The organism is Halomonas sp. ABH4_019 (genome assembly GCF_056159885.1).
Map to the genome: position 1 here is coordinate 901,283 of NZ_JBSWWC010000002.1, position 20,632 is coordinate 921,914.

The following is a 20,632-nucleotide window of genomic DNA, read 5'->3' on the forward strand; positions in this document are numbered from 1 at the left end:
TCGCAACTAAAAGTGTTCCAGCCATTACTGACCCAATTGAAGCATGGTACCCGGCAGCCACATAGCGAGTTGGGGGAAGAACAGGACCAACGCTAGCCCCAGCACCATAAGCATCACGTAAGGTGCCGAACCACGAATAACTTGACCGATCGGCGCGTTGGTCACCGCCTTGATGGTAAACAGATTCATGCCCACCGGAGGTGTGATCATCGCCAGCTCCAGATTGATAACCAGCAGTACGCCGTACCAGATCGGACTGATATCCAGTAGAGCCAGGACCGGCATGATGACGGGCGAGGTAATCAGAATGATAGCAATGGATTCCAGGAACATGCCGAGGATGAAGATCATCAGCATCATCATAAGCAAGAAGCCATAGACGCCTAGATCCACGTCCGTGACGAAAGTCACGATCTGCTGCGGGATCATCATTTTTGTCAGAGCATGGCTGAAGATTGCGGCGCCCGCGAGGATCATGAACAGCATGGCCGAGGTACGGCTGGCGTCGATGGCCGAGCTCCAGATCTCGCGTAAGCCGATACTGCGATAGACGGCCACGCCAATGAGTAACGCCAAGGCTGCACCGATGGCCGCCGCCTCAGTGGCGGTGAAGACGCCCAGGTACATGCCACCCAGCACCATAGTGGGCAGAGCGATGGCCCACCCCGACTTGCGAATTGCCGTGAAGGCTTCGCCTAGGGAAGCCCGCTGCGCACGCTCGGCGCGGCGCTGATGATAGGCGGTCGACACCATGAATATAGCGGCCAGCAGTAAGCCGGGGATAAGGCCAGCCATAAACAAGCCGCCGATGGAAGTATCCGTGGCCACCCCGTAGATAATCATCGGACCGGAGGGCGGAATCAGAATCCCCAGGGTACCGCCAGCTGCAACCAGGCCGTAGGCGACCTTAGGATCGTAGCCATACCGGATCATCTGCGGGATCGCCACCGCCCCGATGGTCAGCGCCGTGGCCACGCTCGAGCCGGAAATAGCAGAGAAGATCATGCAGGCCGCGATGGTGGCGATCCCAACCCCGCCGGGAAGGTGGCGGGTCAGCGTATAGGCCGTGTCGTAGAGATCGTCGACAATGCGGCCACGAATCATGATATGCGCCATGTAGGCAAACAGCGGTATTGCTAGCAACACATACATGCTGACTTTGTTGAAGACGATCTCGGTTAGTCCGCCTAAACTACCCGGTGTGCCCGCGAGTAGAGCCGCTCCAAACATCGACAGGCCAGCGAAAATGGGCAAGCCTGTAAAAAGTAGCAAGATGAGGCCTAAAAGAATGAAAAGTATCGTTATCATGACTTATTCTCCTCGTCTTGCTGAGTCTCGACAAAGGCCTCACCGCCCAGCAACAAGCGAAGCAGGGAGTCCAAGCACACGAGCACCAGCATCACTCCCCCCAAAGGTATCAACAGCTGCAGCCAAAAGATGGGAATCTCCACGTAACCTAAAGTGGTCATACCGATCATCTTCGAAAACATGGCAGTTTGCCAGCCATCGATGACTAAATAGAGGGAGACCGCCAACACGGCAAACATTGACCAAGCCTGGGATATCCGACGATTTCTCCCATTAAGTCGATCTGTGAACAAGTCGACTCCCAAGTGCCGTCCTTCTCGCAGAGCAGCGGCTGTGCCCAACATAACGATGCCAACCAGAATGAAGGTCACTACATCATTGATCCAGATAGAAGGCTGGCCCAGCACATAGCGTGCTATGACTGCGTAACTGATCAAGACCAGTGCCACTAGTACTCCGGCGGCAGATACGGCCATGGCAATGGTGGTTATCCAATACACAAGCCGGCTAAATAATCTACAGACTAGTGGTGGCTGTGTTTCTCTACTCGTATTTCTGCCTATGGCCGGTCTAGCGTGGTTACTCATGATTTATTCCTCGGGGTTCGCGCTATCACCCCCGTTCCGTCTGAACACAAGGGAGGAGCTTCCTCCCCCCCTGCCAGATATTTCTCAATCTCTCTTTATCTGAAAATTCAGAGCTGCTTTATTAATTCGATCAACTGTTCCCCATCGTCAGCACTTTCAATGAATGCTTGTTCCACTGCTGGTTGCATTTCGGTACGCAGTGCCTCGACCTGTTCGGCAGAAAGCTCCGTCACTTCCATGCCATTCTCTTCAAGCTTAGCGATGCCAGCCGGATCTACTTTGTTTGACTCCGGTAGAAGAACCGTTTCAGCATCATCCGCTGCTGCCTCAACAATCCCTTGCAAATCTTCCGGAAGGCTATCCCACCATTGAGGATTGACGATAATGTTCTGGTAGACAGTGATCAGATTTGAAGCGGTGCCATAATCCTGAACCTCGAAGTATCGGCGAGAATAAGCCGCGCTAGCACTGGTAATAGCGGCATCGATAACCCCGGTCTGCAGCCCCTGATAAACCTCAGATCCCGGCATGGTGGCCGGAGAAGCCTCCATGGCTATTAGTCCGGCATCGAAGACACGACTCAGGCCGCGAATCTTGATGCCCTCGAAATCCTCGGGGGCAATCAGCGGCTCCTCGGCAGAAGTAAAAACTGCGTTATTGGCATCCAGCAACCACGCAATATTTCGGACACCCTTGGAATCCATCTTGTCATTTAGCATCGCTGCTGCTTCTGAGCCAGGGAACTTCTCAAGCTGTTCCTTATCCGTCATCAGATAAGGAATGTTGAAGACCTGCATTTCCGGAATGGTTCCGCCCCAAAGTAGGTTGACAATGGATGCTGCTTCGATGTGGCCGCGTGCCACAGCGGCATGGAACTCTGTCGGCCCAAACAGCTGAGCACCGCCGAACACTTCTACCTCGATACGGCCATCGCTGTTGCTCTCCACTTCTTCGGCGAACTGCTCGATGGCCTGCGCCACATGGTGGGAGCCGGGCAGTTGGTGCGCGATACGCATAGTGTAATCGGCAGCGACGGCTGTACCGATAGAGCTGGCCGTGGCTACGGCGGCGACAAGGGTCTTGACGGTGGCGTTCATAGTGCCTCCTTGTTGTGATTATGACTGCAGGCCTCTGAGGCCCTTAAGGCGCAAACCTAAGATCGGTGACGCCTCATTCACGGGAACGTTGGGCGGCCAGGCTACCGAGAATTTCCTCGGTGTGTTCCCCGATACGCGCAAGTGACTGACGCACTTGCAAACGACATCCGCCCATCATGAGTGGCAGCAACACCACTTCGGTGGTGCCTCCATTATCGGTCTGCATAGGTGCCAACCCACCACTCGCCTTAAGGTGTTTGTCATGTAGAAGCTCATCGGGGCGTGTGATGGGCGCATAGGGCAGCCCCGCAGCATCCAGTTTTGCGGAGAGTTCATCGATTCGATGTTGCTTCAGGGTTTCACCTAGCCGCTCGAGCAGTGATTGACGCACTTCGAGGCGTTGTTCATTGGTCTTCAACGCCGGATCCTTCAGCAAGTCGTGACGTTCGATGACCTCGCAGAGTTTCTTCCATTGTTTGTCACTGACCGCGCCGATGAACAATTGCTCTCCATCAGCCACGGTGAAGACGTCATAGATCGTCCAAGGCGAAATACGCGACGGCATGGGCGGCGGTACATCTCCCGACATGGCAGCCTGCTGCATATGTGAGGCTGAGAGGAACGCGCAGTTCTCGAACAAGGCGCTTTGGATATCCTGGCCCTTTCCAGTAAGATTTCGCTGCATAATGGCAGCTAGCACGCCGATCGCTCCGAACATGCCGCCCATAATGTCATTGACCGAAGCACCAGCACGCAGTGGTCGGCCTACTGGACCGGTCATGTACGCCAAGCCCCCCATCATCTGCACGACCTCATCCATCGCCAAGCGATTCTCGTAGGGCCCGGGTAGGAAGCCCTTGTGCGATACATAGATCAGGCGCGGGAACTGCTCGGACAGGGCTTCGTACCCCAATCCTAGTGAGTCCATCAAGCCGGGCCGGAAATTTTCGATCATCACGTCCGACTGCGCCAGAAGTTCCAGCAGACTCGCCATCCCCTTCTCGGATTTAAGATCGATCACCACGCTTTTCTTGTTGCGGTTATAGGTACGAAAGAACCCCATTCCCAGACCGGCCATGTTGCGTGTCTTGTCGCCTTGGGGAGGCTCGATCTTGATAACCTCAGCTCCCAAGTCGGCCAAAATCATTCCACAGGTAGGCCCCATGACCATATGGCTGAACTCGATGACACGAATTCCTTCGAGCGGCAGTACATGTTGATCAGATGGTGTGTTGTTCATGGTCACCTCATCGAGCGCCGACACGGGTGTCGTCAATCGCGAATGTCTTAGGCAACCCCGCCCGCCACAGATTGCCGTGAGTCTCCTCGCCAGCGAGCCAGGTCGCCACTTTCTTGCGTAGCTCGAGCAGTCGGGCGATGTCGATCCCGGTCTCGAAATGCATGCTGGACAGCATGAAGGCCAAATCCTCGGAGGCTACGTTGCCACTGGCTCCCGGCGCATGGGGGCAACCCCCGATGCCGGCAAGGGAAGCGTCGAAGCGGGTAATACCAGACTGAAGGGCCGCATAGACATTGGCCAAGGCGAGGCCGCGAGTATCGTGGAAGTGGGCACGCCAGCACTTGTCACCGGCCAGCTCGACTGCTCGACCGAATAGCTCACGCACCATTGCCGGATCAGCATACCCCACGGTGTCCGCCATGCTGACACGATCAGCACCGGCCTCCAGCGCGGCTTGCATCAAGCGTAGGACCTCGTCAGGGTCGACCGGCCCCTGCAGCGTGCAGCCGAAGGCTGTGCCAATACCCGCCTCAATGAGAACCTCGGAGCCTGCAGCCTCTTTGGCAGCCTTGATTCGAGCAACTTCAGCGATCATGTCATCGGGGGTCTTGCGCACGTTGGCCAGGCTGTGCTCGTAACTGGCTGAGATGGGCAAGATCATCAGGTTCGCGCCGCTAGCGATGGCACGCTCCGCGCCCTTGAGATTAGGGACCAACACTGACACGAATAGACTGGGAAATGTTTTAGCATAAGCCACGATATCCGCGGTATCTGCCAACTGCGGCAATAGCTTGGGCGGAACGAAGGAGCCGACCTCGATTTCACGAATGCCAGCCTGATAGGCATCGCGGATCCATTCCATCTTCTTCGCGGTGGGCAAGGTAGTAGCGATGCTTTGCAGGCCATCTCGTAGGCCTACCTCATTGATGATCGCTTTTGCGGGACAGATCGCGCTCATGGGAACTCACCTTCAGGTGGTGATCGGTACTTGCTCCTGAAGCTAAGTGAGCCACCATCGGGCTTAAAGTTCGCAATTTTCAGCGGCACGGTTCCAAAACGGAACTTTTTTATAAAAACCCTTTTATTTCATAAGGATAAATCTATTTCTTGCTCCTGTCATATCAGCTCTCCACCTTAAACTTTCGTCAAACAAATACGACCAAGGTATAACCTCATCCATGTGGACAGCCACATTCTTTCGCTTTCATCGCAGCTATTCACAGCTCCATGACGCTGCAGTGTCAATTCCCCCCTTACACGGAAAGTCGCTCTAAGGTGAATCTCTAGCAATTTCTTTACCTTACAAAATATTTCCATGGCGGCAGCTTTTTGCTGATGAATTACCACGGATACATCGAAAGCTCTCTATTTCCCTTTTCCCCTTTTAAATCATTGGCATAAAGCAACACCAAGAGTGCTGATGACTTTTATTTCATTCAGCACCTATTGACGTTCAAGGGTTCTCGACCCCTAAATAGTTTCACATGAAACCATATTGAGTGGCATCTCAGCTCGTCGTGCCTGAAGAACCTGCATAGGAGAGCTCCATGAGCAACAGTAACCTCGAGTATCGAGTCGGCTTCCGGAACCATGTCGCCACCGAGGCCCTGCCGGGTGCGCTGCCCGAGGGCCAGAACTCGCCCCAGCGCTGCCCCTACGGCCTCTATGCCGAGCAGCTCTCCGGCTCCGCCTTCACCGCCCCGCGCCACCACAACCTGCGCAGCTGGCTGTATCGCATCCGCCCCTCGGTGGTCCAGAGCGCCTATCGGCCGCTGGAGGCGGGCCGCGTGGCCACCGCGCCGCCGGCGCGCCCCGCCGCCGATCCCAACCAGATGCGCTGGGATCCCGCTCCGCTGCCGGAGGTGCCCACCGACTTCATCGACGGCCTGCTGACCGTCGCCGTGAACGGTGACGCCGCCACCCAGACCGGCTGCGGGGTGCACGTCTACGCCTGCAATCGCGACATGACCGAGCGCTTCTTCTACGACGCCGATGGCGAGCTGCTGATCGTGCCCCAGCTGGGCACCCTGCGCCTGCGCACCGAGCTCGGCGAGCTCGAGGTGGGCGGCGGCGAGATCGCGGTGATTCCGCGCGGCGTCAAGTTCCAGGTGCGCCTGGCCGAGGGCCATGATGCCGCCCGAGGCTATGTCTGCGAGAACTACGGCAGCCCCCTGGAGCTGCCCGGCCTGGGGCCGATCGGCGCCAACGGCCTGGCCAACCCCCGCGATTTCCTGACCCCAGTGGCCGCCTTCGAGGACCGCCAGGGTGATATGGAGCTGGTGGCCAAGTTCTCCGGTCGCTTCTGGAGCACACGGCTCGACCACTCGCCGCTGGACGTGGTGGCCTGGCACGGCAACTACGCGCCCTACAAGTACGACCTGGCACGTTTCAACACCATCAACAGCGTGAGCTTCGATCATCCGGACCCGTCGATCTTCACCGTGCTGACCTCGCCGTCGGACACCGCGGGCACCGCCAACATCGATTTCGTGATCTTCCCGCCGCGCTGGATGGTCGCCGAAGGCACCTTCCGCCCGCCCTACTTCCATCGCAACCTGATGAGCGAGTTCATGGGCCTGATCCACGGCGAGTACGACGCCAAGGCGGAGGGCTTCGTACCCGGCGGCGCCAGCCTGCACAACTGCATGTCGCCCCACGGCCCCGACGCCGACACCTTCGAGAAGGCCAGCCAGGCGGAGCTCGAACCCCAGTATCAAGGCAATACGCTGGCCTTTATGTTCGAGAGCCGCTACGTCTTCCACCCCACCGAGGCTGCGCTTGCCGCCGACTTCCGCCAGCGCGACTACGTGGAGGTCTGGTCGACCCTGCGCACCCATTTCGATCCGAACACGCCCTGACACCCTGACACCGGCGGGGCCACGGGCCTCGCCGACGACGATAAGGAACGACCCTCATGAAACTGGCTACCCTGAACAGCGGCCGCGACGGCGAACTGATCGTGGTCTCCCGGGACCTGACCCGTGCCGTGCGCGCCAGCGACATCGCCGCCACCCTGCAGCAGGCCATCGAACGCTGGGACGAACTCGCCCCGCGCCTGGAGGAGCGCTACGCGGCGCTCAACGACGGCCGCGCCGAGGGCGCCTTCGACCTCGACCACGGCACCCTGCACTCGCCGCTGCCGCGCACCTATCACTGGGCCGACGGCTCCGCCTACCTAAACCACGTCCAGCTGGTCCGCCAGGCCCGGGGCGCCGAGATGCCCGAGACCTTCTGGACCGACCCGCTGATGTATCAGGGCGGCGGCGATGCCTTCCTGGCCCCCTTCGAGGACATCGAGGCCGTCAGCGAGGAGCATGGCATCGACTTCGAGGGCGAGATCGCGGTAATCACCGACGACGTGCCCATGGCGGTGACGCCGGAGCAGGCCGCCGGCCACATCAAGCTGATCATGCTGGTCAACGACGTCAGCCTGCGCGGCCTGATTCCCGGCGAGCTGGCCAAGGGCTTCGGCTTCTTCCAGGCCAAGCCGGCCTCCAGCTTCTCGCCGATCTGCGTGACCCCGGACGAGCTGGGCGACGCCTGGAAGGACGGCCGCGTCCACCTGCCGCTGACCGTGCACCTCAACGGCGAGAAGTTCGGCGAGCCCGAGGCCGGCCCGGACATGATCTTCGGCTTCCCCGAGCTGGTCGCCCACGCCGCCCGCACCCGCTACCTGGGCGCCGGCGCGGTGATCGGCTCGGGCACCGTGTCCAACCCGGACGCCGACGGCGGCCCCGGCAAGCCGGTGGCCGACGGCGGCGTGGGCTACAGCTGCCTGGCCGAGGTGCGCATGGTCGAGACGATCCTCCATGGCAGCGCCAGGACCCCCTTCATGCGCTTCGGCGACCGGGTGCGCATCGAGATGTTCGACCGAGAGGGCAAGAGCATCTTCGGCGCCATCGACCAGCGGGTCGTGAAGCACGAGGCCAAGTGAGGAGACCGGCCATGACCACGCTCTACGGCTATTTCCGCTCGTCGGCCGCCTACCGGGTGCGCATCGCGCTGAACCTCAAGGGCCTGGCGTACGACCAGGCCCCGGTCAACCTGGTCAAGGGCGAACAACGCAGCGAGGCCCACCTGGCGCGCCAGCCCCAGGGCCTGGTGCCGGTGCTGGAGACCGAGGATGGGCGACGGCTGACCCAGTCGCTGGCGATCTGCGAATACCTCGAGGAGTGCCATCCGGCCCCGGCGCTGCTGCCCGAGCATCCCGCCGACCGCGCCCGGGTGCGCGCCCTGGCCCAGCTGGTGGCCTGCGAGATCCACCCCCTCGATAACCTGAAGGTGCTCAAGTATCTGGTGGGCGAGCTCGGCGTCGACGAGGCGGCCAAGCTGGCCTGGTACCGGCACTGGGTCCACGAGGGCTTCACCGCCCTGGAGGCCCAGCTCAGCCGCGAGGCCGGCAGCGGCGACTTCTGCCACGGCGACGCCCCGACCCTGGCCGATATCTGCCTGGTGCCCCAGGTGTTCAACGCCGAGCGCTTCGAGTGCGACCTCGCGGCCTATCCGCATATCCGGCGCATCGCCGCCAACGCCCGGGCCCTGGAGGCCTTCCGGCGGGCGGCGCCCGGAGAGCAGCCCGACGCCATCTGAACGCTCCCAACAAACAAGCAACCGACTGGAACCGTGCCTTCAAGGGCACGGTACCTCAACACTCCACTTGAGGCTCAGTAAAAACTAATGGCTCAAGAATGGCAGAAGTATCGCAGCGCACCCGTCCCGGGCACTCCCATCATTAAGCAGGATGAACTGTCCATGGGCAGTGCCGTGGGCTTGGTAGTTAAGAGTGAAAACGGCAATTTTCCTCTTCTGCTAGTCTACATGGAAGAGGCTTTATTAGCCTACGTCAATGCATGTCCTCACCAATACCTGCCTCTCGACCAACGCGGCCAGCGTATCCTCAGCCAGAACGGCGAAGTATTGCGCTGCACTAACCATGACGCCGCCTTCTCAGCCAGAACAGGACAAGGCGTTGGAGGTCACGGCTTAGGATGCGCCCTAGATCCGGTACCCATTCGCACCAATGAACACGGCTGGCTGGTGATCGACGATCATTTTCCGAAATAACAAAGCAAAACCAGCCACCATCAAGATAAAAACACCGGGCGCAACAAGGCTACGCCCGGTTATCTCTTCACATTGAAATATTACTCAACCAACATAGCGTCTTTGGCAAAAACAAAATCCCCATTATAAACTTCGGCCATCCTTGCCTCCATATTTTCGATGGAGTCGCTCCATGACAAGATATGGGTTAACACTAGAAGATCAGGATTAGCCTGCTGAGCAATATCGGCCACCTGTTCGATCGAAGTGTGCTGCTCGGCATGATAGGCATGCCGCTGGGGACGATCAGGATCAGCACTATCGATCAAACCTTTTTCACTATAGACCTCATGAATCAGGTAGTCGACGCCTTTTGCCTGCTCGGCAATACGTTCATCATAAGTCGTATCTCCCGAGATCACTGCCACCTTGTCCGGCGTGGTGACCTTGTACCCGTAAGCCGGCTCGATATCCCCATGGTCGACCAAGAAAGCCTCTACAACAACTTCTCCGTCATCATAGATTATACCAGGTTCGAAAATTTCATTTACCGCCGGTTCTGGATGCTGCACTTTGGTATCACTGAGAACCGTATCGACACGAATCTTGGTATCTTGAGCGAAGGCCTCTAGTAGCTTATCTGTCAATGCTCGAGTTCCAGGCGGCCCGTAAACACGCATCGGAGCATCTCTCAGCCACCACAACGAAAATAATAGGGCAGGATACCCCAATGTATGATCACTGTGCATATGCGTGATGAAAAGATTCTGTACTTTGTGTGGATATAAACCCACCTCACCCTTTTCAGCCAAAATCTCAAGACGATTTGATACGGTGGCCCCTGAGTCAAATAGAAATGTTTTATCCTCATAGACAACAGCTACTGAGGCACCAGCACGCTCCGACTCCGGCACAGGGGTACCAGTACCAACTGTATAGATACGTGTTCCATCATTTGCTTCCGCCCAGGACAATGTAGACCCCAGCATTGAAAATAGAACAGTCGATAATAAAAAGCTTTTCTTTAATAATCTCATGCACGTCTCCTTATTGTCATTATCTCCCGTCGGGAGACATCCATGACATTAGCCGACTCTCTCAAGAAATAAAGATCGCATTTGTCACGCATAAAGTTCCAAAACGGAAAGAAAAGATATATCCTAAAGCCTGTCATCAAAACACGTTAACTGACATGTGTATGAATGCCCCTGCCATGGAAGCAGGGGCTGAATTTCATCAATTACGACTGGTACAGAAGCCCCTCAGGCCGAAACCATAATTCTTTGTCGCTGCCTTGCACAGGTACGACGCTCGATAGAACGCTTCCTGAAAGCTTTGCGGATCCCCCCGGTAAATCCAGTACACCGGGTGCTCTGGCACATGAATCCAGGGATCCTGTGGGTTCCACTCCACTCCCAACGCACTGTACCAGGCCCGGGAAACTCGCCTAGAGAGGTTCTCATTGGTGGAGTCTGCCCTCCCCGGTAAGTGGTAGGCGTCACGATTAAGAACCAACAAGAAGTGGTAGTGCGGCTTGCCATTAGTGCCAATCTCACGGCACCAAGCGTAGCGAACCTTGGTAGGCGGTACCCAGCCACTCTGACGTTTCCGCTTGTGGTCGTGCCTAATGATGGCCTTGAAGGATTCAATGAACCTCGGGATCAGCTGCTTATGATCCTGTAGTGTCATCCTGTCGCTGATGATGGTAGGGATGACAGGGTCAACTCGGAAAGCCGTCACTCTAGGGTAGTCGTCGATGGCACGCTCTAGAGTGAACTGCAGCGCCTGCAGGTATTGACTCACCATCGGCAAGGACTCCTGTTGGACCTCCATTCCATTAAACGCGGTGTGGTAACTCAAGTGCAGATTAGGGTTGGTGGGATGTCTCGTTGTCATTTCAAATCTCCAGTGACATGGGTAAACGCCCATGCCTTGACGGTCATGGGCGCTGATAGCAAGCACGACGACTCCTCCAGCTGCTGCTGGATTCAGATAGGCCGATGGATGTTGCTGCTGCTTTTACCTTGCTTGGTTGGGTTCGGGACTGGAGGCCCCTCTCCTGTTATCCTATTGGGGTAACCCCTATTAGAATAATAATTAAACAAGGGCCTTAATTGCTGATACAGTAACCAGAAAGGCAGGTGGCTCGGCTGGACATGAGGAATCAGGGGTAGGATGTCAGCTCTGCAATTATATTATAGGATGAGCGCTAAATGCATGCTTCACTTCTCCGCTCAATACTTTCTTGAATCCAAGATTCTATTTCGCTCTCTACCCAGGCAACGACCCGAGTGCCAAGTTTGATGGGCTTGGGGAACTTTCCAAGCTTTATGTACTTGTAGATCGTGGACCTAGCGAGGCTGGTTCGGTCCATGACCTCGGTGATGCGGATCAGTCTCTTGCTCATGACGAACTCCTGTCATTCGTTCATGAGATCGGAGACCCCAGTATTATTTTATTCTTCCTAAAAACCTTACACCATACTCCTATGCCCTTATGTCCCCCTTGGTTTCTGCACACCCCACACTGCTAATGCGGGATGTGTTCGGGGTGCTACATAGCCCAAAGACTGCGGTGGTCGCTCTCCATTACAGTGCCGGATCCAGCGTTCGATCATGAATTTTTCTTAGCCCAACTACTCGAAGCGATGGAGCCCGACAAACCCTTCCTTCCAAGAACGGAAGAACTCCTCGGTAAGCCGGTTCTGCACCGAAATATACGACGTCGATAACTTCTGCGTGAACCTATGGAGCTTCGTCGTGCCGATGAAGTGGAAACTAATAAAAAACGAGCCCATTATCTGACCGAAAGGCCACCGATTGCTAAACACACCAGCGCTCCCATCTGATAGGTCAACACTCTCTCCAGTGCAGCTTCCGCGGCCTTGCTGCTGCCATTGCTCGATAATCGCTAGCCGAGAATCTCTCGTGTACAGCAGTCGATGATCTCTGCCTGGCTGGGCCGCTTTTTTCTTCGCACCGCACGTGCGAGAGCTTCGACGCCCTGTGCTTATCCTGCCCTTCTAACGGATGTAATATTGCCATGCCAACGCCTGATAAGGGCTGCTTAAAAACTAATTAAAGGCTATGTCCCCATTGGATGTTGTTCGGTGCGCCCCACTGCCTCTTGAAGGCAGTGAACCGGGCGTATCGCCATGGCATAGCGCTCCAGCATTCGTCGCCATCCGAGGTAATTGACGAGGTATCGGGTGGCGACGCCATGGAAACGGCGCATCCAGCCCTTCAAGCGGCTGTGATAGGCATTGACGTTCTGGATGTGAAAGGCGCCCGCGCGGACGCGCTGTCCAGGCCTGGCATGCACCACCTGATGAGTGAGGCCATAGCGGCGGGCGAAGGCCGAGTACACGCTGGCACCGTCCGTACAGAGCACCGCTTCCTGATCGATGAGGGGAGATAGCGCGTCCTGGATATGCTGAGCATCGAGCTTGTCCAGGAGGAAGTCCGCCGTATGACCCTCTCGATCGCGTACCACCATCACCGGAATCTGTTCGGGTCCCGTCCCTCGCGTCTTGCCCACGCCACCGCGTTGACGCGGTGGTCGTGGCAGGTGGCGCTGCCCCTTGAAGGATTCCAGAAAGAACGTCTCATCGGCTTCCACGATGCCCGTTTCCCGGGTGTCGTGATGTTGAGCGGCCAGCGCCAGAAACCGGTGTCGCCAGCGAAAGGCCGTATTCTTGCTGATGCCGCAGCGCCGTGCTGCCGCCCGCACGGTCAGTCCCTCAATCAGGGCTTGGGCATACATCTGCCAGCACGCGACTCGACGAAGGCGGGCCAGCGGTGTCGCCGTCAGCGTGTTGCAGGTGCGATGGCAGGATCGGCAGCGGTAGCGACGTAGGCCCCGATTCCAGCCCCAGGGGGCCAACTGTGCGGCAGATGCCGCACAGTGGGGACAGGCTGCTGGTGCCGGCAACGTATCGTGGAGGGCATCCTGCCGAGGCGGCTGGTGCAGCCGGTCTCGGAGCAGGCGTTTCTGTCGGGCATTGAGGCGTGGGAGCTGACTCAACCAGTGCTGGAAGGCGAGGGTGTCCATGGGAACTACCTCAGTGGACGTTCTCCTTTCAAGGTAGCTCTCCAACACGCAACGGCGACATAGCCTAATTAAAACCCACATACAACAAGAAACAAAAATCAATTAATAACAATCACTTAGAATTTATGTAACATCAATTTTGACACTTTTGAAATGTGATAAAGAATGCCACTCAGTTACACCAAAAACACTTTCTTTACATATACAAAATTTTCATGGAAAAAACACAAAAAAACATATTTAAAACAAGTTTTTTGACACATTTTTATCAAAATGGTAAGATTGATTTTCGCATAAAAATCAATACGTCAAGTTTGGGGTTGATGGGATGGAACTTCTTTCATCATGGCTCAGCAAGCATGGAACAGGCGCACACAAAAAGGCTCTTGATTATTTGAACAATAAAGGTTTTTTTGCAAAAAACTCGAAGAGGCCTGACCTAGAACAAATCAAAGAGATAGAACAAAGAAACTCAAGAGACCTATACTTCAAAGACTGTACGAGAAAACTCAAAAACAATATCAGGCAGCAAAAATCATTAGAGAGGCAGCCAACGATAAAACAACACACATTCCGAATTTCTTCTCAAGCCCATGAAGCCATTAAATCCATTGCTAAGGCTCAAGGCATGAACAAAAGCGCTGCTTTGGAGAGGATAATAATGAAGGAACACGCCAGCATGCTGCAAAATAGTCATTACCAACATAATTACTATCATCAGCCATACCTCAATCAACAGCCGTACCAACAAACTCCGTACTTTCAGAACAGTACAAATGGGCTTGGCAACCCTCTTCAAGAAGCCCAAAACAACTTCAGACCGTATCGATATTACGAAGATCCCGACCCTGACAGCGTACTATAAAAGCCAACACTTTAGAGGCTTTAATATCCTCAACCTACAGAACCATCAAACAATCGAACAATTTCTTGCAAGAAAGCTGGGGTGTTCCCATGAACCATGACACCACCTCAGCCAAAACAATTTGGATAATTTCTTCACACTTCCATGCGGGATGACCAGATAAATACATTATTACAACGCACTAGACGATAACCCTCCACGCACCGAGCCGCCAACATCAGTTTTTACATACTTGAAGTAGATTCGACTTGTTTTCACAAATTTCTTGCAGCGCCGACTCAGTTTCTGCAGAGGCCTAAATCACATAAAACGAACGCTCGATCTTAACCTTCTCAAACTCCCACCACTGAGCTTCAGCAGACCATCGTCTCTTTTTTGGCCGTATTGCCCTTGACAGCAATACATTAAGATCATTCAGATTCCACTTATTTTCTACCAAGCATCTTTTTATGCCCTAGTAGCAACAAATTATTGAATGAGCCAGACAAGGGAATCGACTTCAATATTTCCTTAACCCGTAATATATTTAACTAAAACTCTTGCTTTTCCTCTAGACAGAGCTGCCTAAAATGAATCCTGGTCAAGTTTATTGCCACTCAGGCGGGGCGGTAACTTGAAGCCCGTAACTCCCACGCATAGAGAGGGCTAGCTCCGCGTGTTCATCGTTAAGCCCCACCAAAGTCCGATGGGATAGGTAAAGTTTCTCCAGCAGGAGGTGTTGGCATTGGAGCGTAGCGACAGACGGCACGATCTCAACGACCAAGTCATGCGGATGAAATCGCGCCTAGCCGGAATCTACGGATAGCTTTCTTCATCGCCTCGTCAGCCAGCACACGCTACTACTAGAGTAAATCGACCTGTTGCATGTCCTCCAAACCGATGGGTAGGCGACCTCACTTAAACGGCCTGGCGGCATCCGTGAAGTGGGATGGTGGCAGGCCCTCGATCAGCCGTTGCCATAGCCACCATCACACACTTGGGGATACTCGCCAGACTTAGCTGATTGGGGAGTATATCGGGGAGAATCTCTGAATTATCGACACAAATAAACACATAAAGTGCTGATATTTATGATTTTTTATATCATGGTCAATCTTAAGATCCACATCCTGGAGTTTGTCGGTGGCTCGCCGCCGCACCTCTCCGGCATCGGTGTCGTGGTCGGTACGCAGCGAGAGCAGCTCGGCGATCTCACGCAGGGAGAAACCGAGCTCCTGGGCGCGGCGAATGAACAGCACCCGCCGCACCGTCTCATCCGAATAGACGCGATACCCTCCGCCCTCTGGTCGAGGCGGCTGTTCGATGAGCCCGCGTCGCTCGTAGAAGCGAATCGTCTCGACCCCAACGCCCACCACTTGGGCGACTTTGCCGATGGTCATGTCACTCATGGCGCCCCCGCGCAGTTTCTGGGAATAGATTAATGGCCGTACTATGGTACGGGGGCAAGGGACGCAGTCGTGTAGGCTACGCTGTCGCTCACCCCGCACAGCAGGACAGCTGCGTCACGTCCTTGGTGAAGGTCTGGGCGCAGAGCTTGAGGCCTTCCACCATGGTCAGGTAGGGAAACAGCTCATCGCCGATGGCCTGCACCGTCATGCGGGCACGCAGCGCCATCACGGCGGTCTGGATCAGCTCACCGGCCTCCCCTGCTACCGCCTGGACGCCCAGCAACCGCCCCGAGTCGCGTTCGGCCACCAGCTTGATGAACCCACCGGTGTCGAAATTCACCAGCGCACGCGGCACGTTTTCCAGATCAAGCACGCGGGTATCCACGCTGAAGCCCTGCTTGAGTGCCTCGGCCTCCGTCAGGCCGACGGTGGCCACCTGGGGGGCGGTGAAGATCACCGCCGGCATGGCGCTGAGGTCCAGGGTGGCGTCGCCTCCCGTCATGTTGACGGCGGCCCGACTGCCCCCGGCGGCAGCGACATAGACAAACTCCGGCTGATCGGTGCAGTCACCGGCGGCGTAGATGCCCGGCACCGTGGTTTGCAGGTGCTCATCCACCAGAATCGCGCCACGCGCGGTTTCCACGCCGATACTCGCCAGGTTCAGGGCCTCGGTGTTGGGTGTGCGGCCGCTAGCCACCAGCAATTGCTCCGCCTGCAGAGTGCCAGCGTTGGTCTGCAGGGTGAACAGCTGGCCGTCGTGGGTCACTTCGTTGGCCTGGGTCTGCTTGAGCACCTCGATGCCCTCGCGGCGAAACGCCGCCTCCACCGCGTCCCCCACCGCCGGGTCCTCCTGGGAGAGCAGGCGGCTGCGGGCCAGCAGGGTCACCCGGCTTCCCAGACGGGCGAAGGCCTGGGCCAATTCCAAGGCCACCACCGAGGCCCCGATCACCACCATCCTTTCGGGAATATGGTCCAGAGCCAGTGCGCTGGTGGAGGTCAGGTACGGGGTATCGGCTAGGCCCGGCACCGGCGGAATGGCCGGACGAGCACCGGTGCCGATGAAGACGCGATCGAAGCGGACGGTTTGCTCGCCGCCTTCACTGAGGGCAACGGTCAGGGTCCGCTCATCGACAAACCGCGCCTCGCCACGCAGGACCGTGATGGCCGGGTGGTCGCGCAGAATCCCCGCGTACTTGGCATCACGCAGCTCCTCGACACGCCCCTGCTGTTGCTCGAGTAGCTTCGCCCGATCCACCACCGGCGCCTGGACGCTCAGGCCTGCATCGAAGGGGCTTTCCGTGCGCAAGTGGGCAATATGGGCCGCGCGAATCATGATCTTCGAGGGTACGCAGCCGGTATTGACGCAGGTGCCACCGAGGGTTCCGCGTTCGATCAGGGTGATGCGGGCCCCACGCTCGGCGGCCTTCAGGGCGGCCGCCATGGCCGCGCCGCCGCTGCCGATCACGGCGATATGCAGGTTCATGTCATCACTCATGAGGGGGATTCCTTGAATCGGTAGAAGCGTTGTCGCCACAGGCGTCGTATTGCTTCTTGCGCCATAGCGCATAGAGGGTCAGGCCGATAAAAAAGGCCAGTGCTGGCAGCAATACATAATCCAGATAACCGGTGAGTGCCGCCAAGCCGAGGGTGCCGAGCAGGATCACCAGGATCGGCGTGAAGCAGCACAGCGCCACCAGGACGGTGCCGATCACGCTCACGCGCAGCAGGGACTTGGGGTTCTTCATGGTCACTCCCGATCCGCTTCCGAGGATGTCGGGGTGGAGGGATAACCGGCGTTGGTCGTCGCCTGGGTCAACGCTTCCACGGACGTCCGGGTGTCGTCGAAGGTGACCACGGCCTCACGATCCGGGTAGCTCACGTCGACCCGCGCGACGCCGTCCACCTTGTTGAGCGCGGCCTTGACCGTGATCGGGCAGGCGGCGCAGGTCATGCCCGGCACCGAGAGCGTCACGGTCTGCGGGGCCGCCAGAGTAGGCGTGCTGAGGAGGGCGACGATCGCGGTCAGGGCGAAACGCATTCTCATGGGAGCATCCTCTCAATAGAACAGGGGCAGGACGTAGGGGAACACCAGGGCGATCAGTACCAGCAGCGTCACGAGCCAGAAGATCAGCTTGTAGGCCAAGTGGACTCGGGGGACGGCGCACACTTCCCCCGGCTGGCACTGTTCCACTGGCCGAAAGATTCGGCGCCAGGCGAAGAACAGCGCCACCAGCGCCACGCCGATGAACAGCGGGCGGTAGGCTTCCAGGGCCGTCAGGTTGCCGATCCAGGCGCCGGAAACGCCCAGCGTGATCAGCACCAGGGGGCCGAGACAGCAGGTCGAGGCCAGAAGCGCCGCGATCCCTCCGGCGGCCAGGGGCCCCCGCCCCGTTTTCGGTTGCGGCATCGCAGGCTCTCCTTTCGTGTCGGTAGTAACTGAGATAAGGTTACTTCCGTAGCTGACTACGGAGTCAAGGGCCATGCAAAGGGAAACTAGCACCATGACCATTGGCGGCCTGGCGAAAGCGACTGGCGTCCATATCGAGACGATACGGTACTATCAGCGCCGTGGGTTGCTACCGGAGCCCGAGCGCCCTCCCGGCGGCATCCGGCGTTACGGTGCCGCCGATGTGGCAAGGTTGACGTTCGTGAAAACCGCGCAACAGTTGGGCTTCAGCCTGAACGAGATCAGCGACCTGCTTCGCCTTGAGGATGGCACCCACTGTCGGGAAGCCAGCGCTCTGGCCGAGCACAAGTTGCAGGACGTGCGAGAGAAGATCGACAGGCTGCAGCGTATCGAGACGGTGCTGACCGAGCTGATCCACCGCTGTCATGCTGAGAGAGGCGATATTGCCTGTCCCCTGATTGATTCATTGCATGCAGGGATCAGGAGGGCAGGAAACCCAGGGGGTTAACGCATCGGGGACGGCATTCAGGCCACACGTGCCAGAGCCAGACGGGCGATGGAGGTCTCGGGCTGCTACAGATGGTGACGATCTTGCCGAGCGTGCCGACTACGCCGGCGAGCCTCACAATCAGTGACTGCGATGGTCATAGTAGGTGCCCCCTTATGAACAGGTGGGCACCTGCTGTCACGCGCTCCTGACCTCGACGGATGACCGAGCGCTGGACGGTGACTACTCAGGCACCGCCGGCAAGCCTTTCGAGGTCGGCAACCACGGCATCCATGGGGTCGCTGTCACGGATCAACAGGCGGACCTCTCCCTGGTCATCGAAGGCGAAGACAGCGCTGGAGTGCGACACATCGTAGTTGCCGTTGCTGTCTTCTTCGCCATACCCGTAGGTCACCCGATAGCGGCGTGTCAGTTCATCGAGGGCCGCTTTATCACCCGTGAGGCCGATGAACTGGGGGCCGAAGGCATCCGTGTACTCTCGCAACGTCTCGGCGTCATCGCGGCGGGGGTCGACCGAGACGAAGAGCACCTGAATGTCGTCGCGCGCCGACTCATCCATGCGTTGGGTGGCGGCGTCGAGGCGCGCGAGTGTGGTGGGACAGACATCGGGGCAGTGGGTGAAGCCGAAGAACAGCAGTGTGCTCTTGCCGAGGAACTGATCGGCGTTGATGTCATTGCCGTTCTCGTCGACAAGCTCGAACGCCAAGGGCGGCATCAGCCCCGAGATATCCTTGGTCTGCCAAGACGGCTCGCTGCAGCCCGCCAGCCATAGCGTCACGAATAGTGCCATGATCCATCGGTGCATCCTGCTCCCCCTACTGTGTTGTGGGTGCCACGGTGCGGAAGGTGCCGGGTTGTTGCTGCCCGTTGGCGAAGATAAGGGTCACTTCGATGTCGTCACCAACGACGAGGGGGCGAGTCCGTTTCATGAGCATGAGATGATAGCCCCCCGGTGCGAACTCGATCTGCTCCCCCGCTGCCAGTTCTAATTGGCCGACGGGTTGCATACTGGTGATGCCATCCTGATTGACAGTGCGATGCATCATGACCTTACCGAAGGCGGGGCTATCCGCCCCTTCCAGGGTGATATCTGCCTCACTGGTATTCGTGAGGGTGAAATAGCCCGCCGCGGGAAGGTCTCCCGGCAGCAGTCGTATGCGTGCCTCGTTGACCTGCAGGTCGGCAGCAGCCAGCGTGCCGGGCGTCGCGATCAGCAGCAGGATGGCCCAGCACCAGCTTTTCGCCAGGCGCGGCAGACTAGGGTGTGGCGTGAGAGACATCAGCGGCATCCTCCTTGCGGGCGTCACGGAACAGAAAGCTGAGAATGATCAGAACCCCGATGGCACTCATCATCGTGGCCGGAATCCAGGTCAGCAGGCCGCCGAGGAGTTGGTCAGTCAGAGGATCCAGCGGCCAGGCGCGACCGCAGACCTCGTAGACATCGAAGATCACGTCGCGACTGAAGGTGATATAGGCGCCCAGGAGAATCTGCGGGGGGATCACCGCCAGCAGAATGGCGATGCGCTTGCCATAACCGAGACCGCCTTGTTGCGGCGAGCGGCGATCCAGGATCAGCCACCAGAACAGCAGGCCATCCAGCGCCATGCTCCAGTTCATCACCTGATAGAGATCAGCGCTGAGCATGGCGTCGAAGTGGATCTCGGGAATCAGCCAGAAATAGATCAGCCCGACGAACAGCACAGGGGCGATCAGTGGATGCTGCAGGGTCCGATAGACGGGGCGCAGCAGGCGCGCGGCTAGGCTCCACCCGGGGAAGTGCCTGATTCGCGTCGGTAAGCCATCGGCCAGTACCGGCAGGGGAGCGGCCAGGGCGATCAGGAAGGGGCCGGCGTGATGCAGCACCAGATGCTGGGCCCGATGGGTAAAGAACATGTACTGGGCGAGGTAGTCGTAATGGGTCTGGGTCACGCCATAGATGGTTGCGACACCCAGCAGATAGGCCAGGTTTCGGCCCACGCCGGTGACCTCGCCGCGCTGTCGGCGCTGCTGCAGGCCTCGCAGGTAGAGCACGATGGCCAGCAGGCAGCTCGCAAACCAAGTCGGTGAGAACTCCCACGGCAGCAGGTAGCCCAGAGCGACGTCGAGGTCGATAGCCCTTCCCTCCCCAGAATCGGCACG

The 20,632-nt window shown here is 57.6% G+C and carries 23 protein-coding genes; 6 read left to right on the plus strand and 17 right to left on the minus strand.

Annotation, left to right across the window (positions count from 1 at the left end):
- Positions 1-24: 24 nt before the first annotated feature.
- The 5 genes from ACXAFN_RS11305 to ACXAFN_RS11325 form a co-directional block, all read right to left on the minus strand.
- Positions 25-1,308 (minus strand): TRAP transporter large permease, encoded by a 1,284-nt coding sequence (locus ACXAFN_RS11305; RefSeq protein ID WP_474988761.1) that lies wholly within the window; start codon positions 1,306-1,308, stop codon positions 25-27.
- Positions 1,305-1,757: a TRAP transporter small permease gene (locus ACXAFN_RS11310; protein ID WP_474988763.1), complete on the minus strand. Its 453-nt coding sequence runs from the start codon at positions 1,755-1,757 to the stop codon at positions 1,305-1,307. The genes ACXAFN_RS11305 and ACXAFN_RS11310 overlap by 4 nt, the downstream gene beginning before the upstream one ends.
- A gap of 245 nt (positions 1,758-2,002) precedes the next feature.
- Positions 2,003-2,992 carry a TRAP transporter substrate-binding protein DctP gene (dctP, locus tag ACXAFN_RS11315; protein WP_474988764.1) on the minus strand — a complete coding sequence of 330 codons (990 nt, stop codon included), beginning with the start codon at positions 2,990-2,992 and terminating at the stop codon, positions 2,003-2,005.
- Positions 2,993-3,065: 73 nt separating this feature from the next.
- Complete coding sequence (locus tag ACXAFN_RS11320) at positions 3,066-4,232, minus strand: CaiB/BaiF CoA transferase family protein (RefSeq protein WP_474988766.1); 1,167 nt, start codon at positions 4,230-4,232, stop codon at positions 3,066-3,068.
- 7 nt (positions 4,233-4,239) lie between these two features.
- Complete coding sequence (locus ACXAFN_RS11325; RefSeq protein WP_474988768.1) at positions 4,240-5,190, minus strand: hydroxymethylglutaryl-CoA lyase; 951 nt, start codon at positions 5,188-5,190, stop codon at positions 4,240-4,242.
- Positions 5,191-5,779: 589 nt separating this feature from the next.
- Here ACXAFN_RS11325 and hmgA point away from each other — a divergent pair.
- From hmgA to ACXAFN_RS11345, 4 genes are all read left to right on the plus strand, one after another.
- Positions 5,780-7,090, plus strand: a complete 1,311-nt coding sequence (gene hmgA / locus ACXAFN_RS11330) for a homogentisate 1,2-dioxygenase (protein ID WP_474988770.1) — start codon at positions 5,780-5,782, stop codon at positions 7,088-7,090.
- A 56-nt stretch (positions 7,091-7,146) separates the two neighbouring features.
- Positions 7,147-8,166, plus strand: a complete 1,020-nt coding sequence (locus ACXAFN_RS11335) for a fumarylacetoacetate hydrolase family protein (protein ID WP_474988771.1) — start codon at positions 7,147-7,149, stop codon at positions 8,164-8,166.
- A gap of 11 nt (positions 8,167-8,177) precedes the next feature.
- A complete protein-coding gene (gene maiA / locus ACXAFN_RS11340; RefSeq protein WP_474988773.1) occupies positions 8,178-8,822 on the plus strand; it encodes a maleylacetoacetate isomerase in 645 nt (214 codons plus the stop codon).
- 87 nt (positions 8,823-8,909) lie between these two features.
- Entirely contained in the window at positions 8,910-9,296 is a 387-nt protein-coding gene (locus ACXAFN_RS11345; protein WP_474988775.1) for a Rieske (2Fe-2S) protein, read from the plus strand.
- A gap of 80 nt (positions 9,297-9,376) precedes the next feature.
- Here the strand turns inward: ACXAFN_RS11345 and ACXAFN_RS11350 are convergent, their stop codons facing one another.
- From ACXAFN_RS11350 to ACXAFN_RS11365, 4 genes are all read right to left on the minus strand, one after another.
- A complete protein-coding gene (locus tag ACXAFN_RS11350) occupies positions 9,377-10,312 on the minus strand; it encodes an MBL fold metallo-hydrolase (protein ID WP_474988777.1) in 936 nt (311 codons plus the stop codon).
- Between the two features lie 199 nt (positions 10,313-10,511).
- The gene (locus tag ACXAFN_RS11355) at positions 10,512-11,237 is read right to left on the minus strand and encodes an inovirus Gp2 family protein (protein ID WP_474988779.1); all 726 of its coding nucleotides are present in this window, start codon (positions 11,235-11,237) and stop codon (positions 10,512-10,514) included.
- Between the two features lie 247 nt (positions 11,238-11,484).
- Entirely contained in the window at positions 11,485-11,682 is a 198-nt protein-coding gene (locus ACXAFN_RS11360; protein WP_474988781.1) for a helix-turn-helix transcriptional regulator, read from the minus strand.
- A gap of 677 nt (positions 11,683-12,359) precedes the next feature.
- A complete protein-coding gene (locus tag ACXAFN_RS11365; RefSeq protein ID WP_474988783.1) occupies positions 12,360-13,325 on the minus strand; it encodes an IS1595 family transposase in 966 nt (321 codons plus the stop codon).
- Between the two features lie 328 nt (positions 13,326-13,653).
- Here ACXAFN_RS11365 and ACXAFN_RS11370 point away from each other — a divergent pair, with 328 nt between their 5' ends.
- Entirely contained in the window at positions 13,654-14,190 is a 537-nt protein-coding gene (locus ACXAFN_RS11370; protein ID WP_474988785.1) for a hypothetical protein, read from the plus strand.
- A 995-nt stretch (positions 14,191-15,185) separates the two neighbouring features.
- Here the strand turns inward: ACXAFN_RS11370 and ACXAFN_RS11375 are convergent.
- The 5 genes from ACXAFN_RS11375 to merT all read right to left on the minus strand — a co-directional run bounded on the left by ACXAFN_RS11375 (position 15,186) and on the right by merT (position 17,985).
- A complete protein-coding gene (locus tag ACXAFN_RS11375) occupies positions 15,186-15,578 on the minus strand; it encodes a MerR family transcriptional regulator (protein WP_474988786.1) in 393 nt (130 codons plus the stop codon).
- An 88-nt stretch (positions 15,579-15,666) separates the two neighbouring features.
- Positions 15,667-17,073, minus strand: a complete 1,407-nt coding sequence (gene merA, locus ACXAFN_RS11380; protein ID WP_152480010.1) for a mercury(II) reductase — start codon at positions 17,071-17,073, stop codon at positions 15,667-15,669.
- Positions 17,066-17,323, minus strand: a complete 258-nt coding sequence (gene merF, locus ACXAFN_RS11385) for a mercury resistance system transport protein MerF (protein WP_152480011.1) — start codon at positions 17,321-17,323, stop codon at positions 17,066-17,068. Before merF ends, merA begins: the two co-directional genes overlap by 8 nt.
- Before the next feature lie 2 nt (positions 17,324-17,325).
- Positions 17,326-17,622 (minus strand): mercury resistance system periplasmic binding protein MerP, encoded by a 297-nt coding sequence (merP, locus tag ACXAFN_RS11390; protein WP_152480012.1) that lies wholly within the window; start codon positions 17,620-17,622, stop codon positions 17,326-17,328.
- A gap of 12 nt (positions 17,623-17,634) precedes the next feature.
- On the minus strand, positions 17,635-17,985 hold the full coding sequence (gene merT, locus ACXAFN_RS11395; protein WP_152480013.1) for a mercuric ion transporter MerT: 351 nt from the start codon (positions 17,983-17,985) through the stop codon (positions 17,635-17,637).
- A 94-nt stretch (positions 17,986-18,079) separates the two neighbouring features.
- On the opposite strand from merT, the gene merR reads away from it, so the two are divergent.
- Positions 18,080-18,493 (plus strand): Hg(II)-responsive transcriptional regulator, encoded by a 414-nt coding sequence (merR, locus tag ACXAFN_RS11400; RefSeq protein ID WP_474988788.1) that lies wholly within the window; start codon positions 18,080-18,082, stop codon positions 18,491-18,493.
- Between the two features lie 226 nt (positions 18,494-18,719).
- On the opposite strand, the gene ACXAFN_RS11405 is transcribed toward merR, so the two are convergent.
- The 3 genes from ACXAFN_RS11405 to ACXAFN_RS11415 are packed head-to-tail and all read right to left on the minus strand — an operon-like array spanning position 18,720 to position 20,524.
- Positions 18,720-19,283, minus strand: coding sequence for an SCO family protein (locus ACXAFN_RS11405; RefSeq protein ID WP_253742612.1), 564 nt, complete (start codon positions 19,281-19,283; stop codon positions 18,720-18,722).
- 25 nt (positions 19,284-19,308) lie between these two features.
- On the minus strand, positions 19,309-19,773 hold the full coding sequence (locus ACXAFN_RS11410; RefSeq protein WP_152480016.1) for a copper chaperone PCu(A)C: 465 nt from the start codon (positions 19,771-19,773) through the stop codon (positions 19,309-19,311).
- Complete coding sequence (locus ACXAFN_RS11415) at positions 19,751-20,524, minus strand: cytochrome c oxidase assembly protein (RefSeq protein ID WP_474988790.1); 774 nt, start codon at positions 20,522-20,524, stop codon at positions 19,751-19,753. Before ACXAFN_RS11415 ends, ACXAFN_RS11410 begins: the two co-directional genes overlap by 23 nt.
- Between the last annotated feature and the right edge of the window lie 108 nt (positions 20,525-20,632).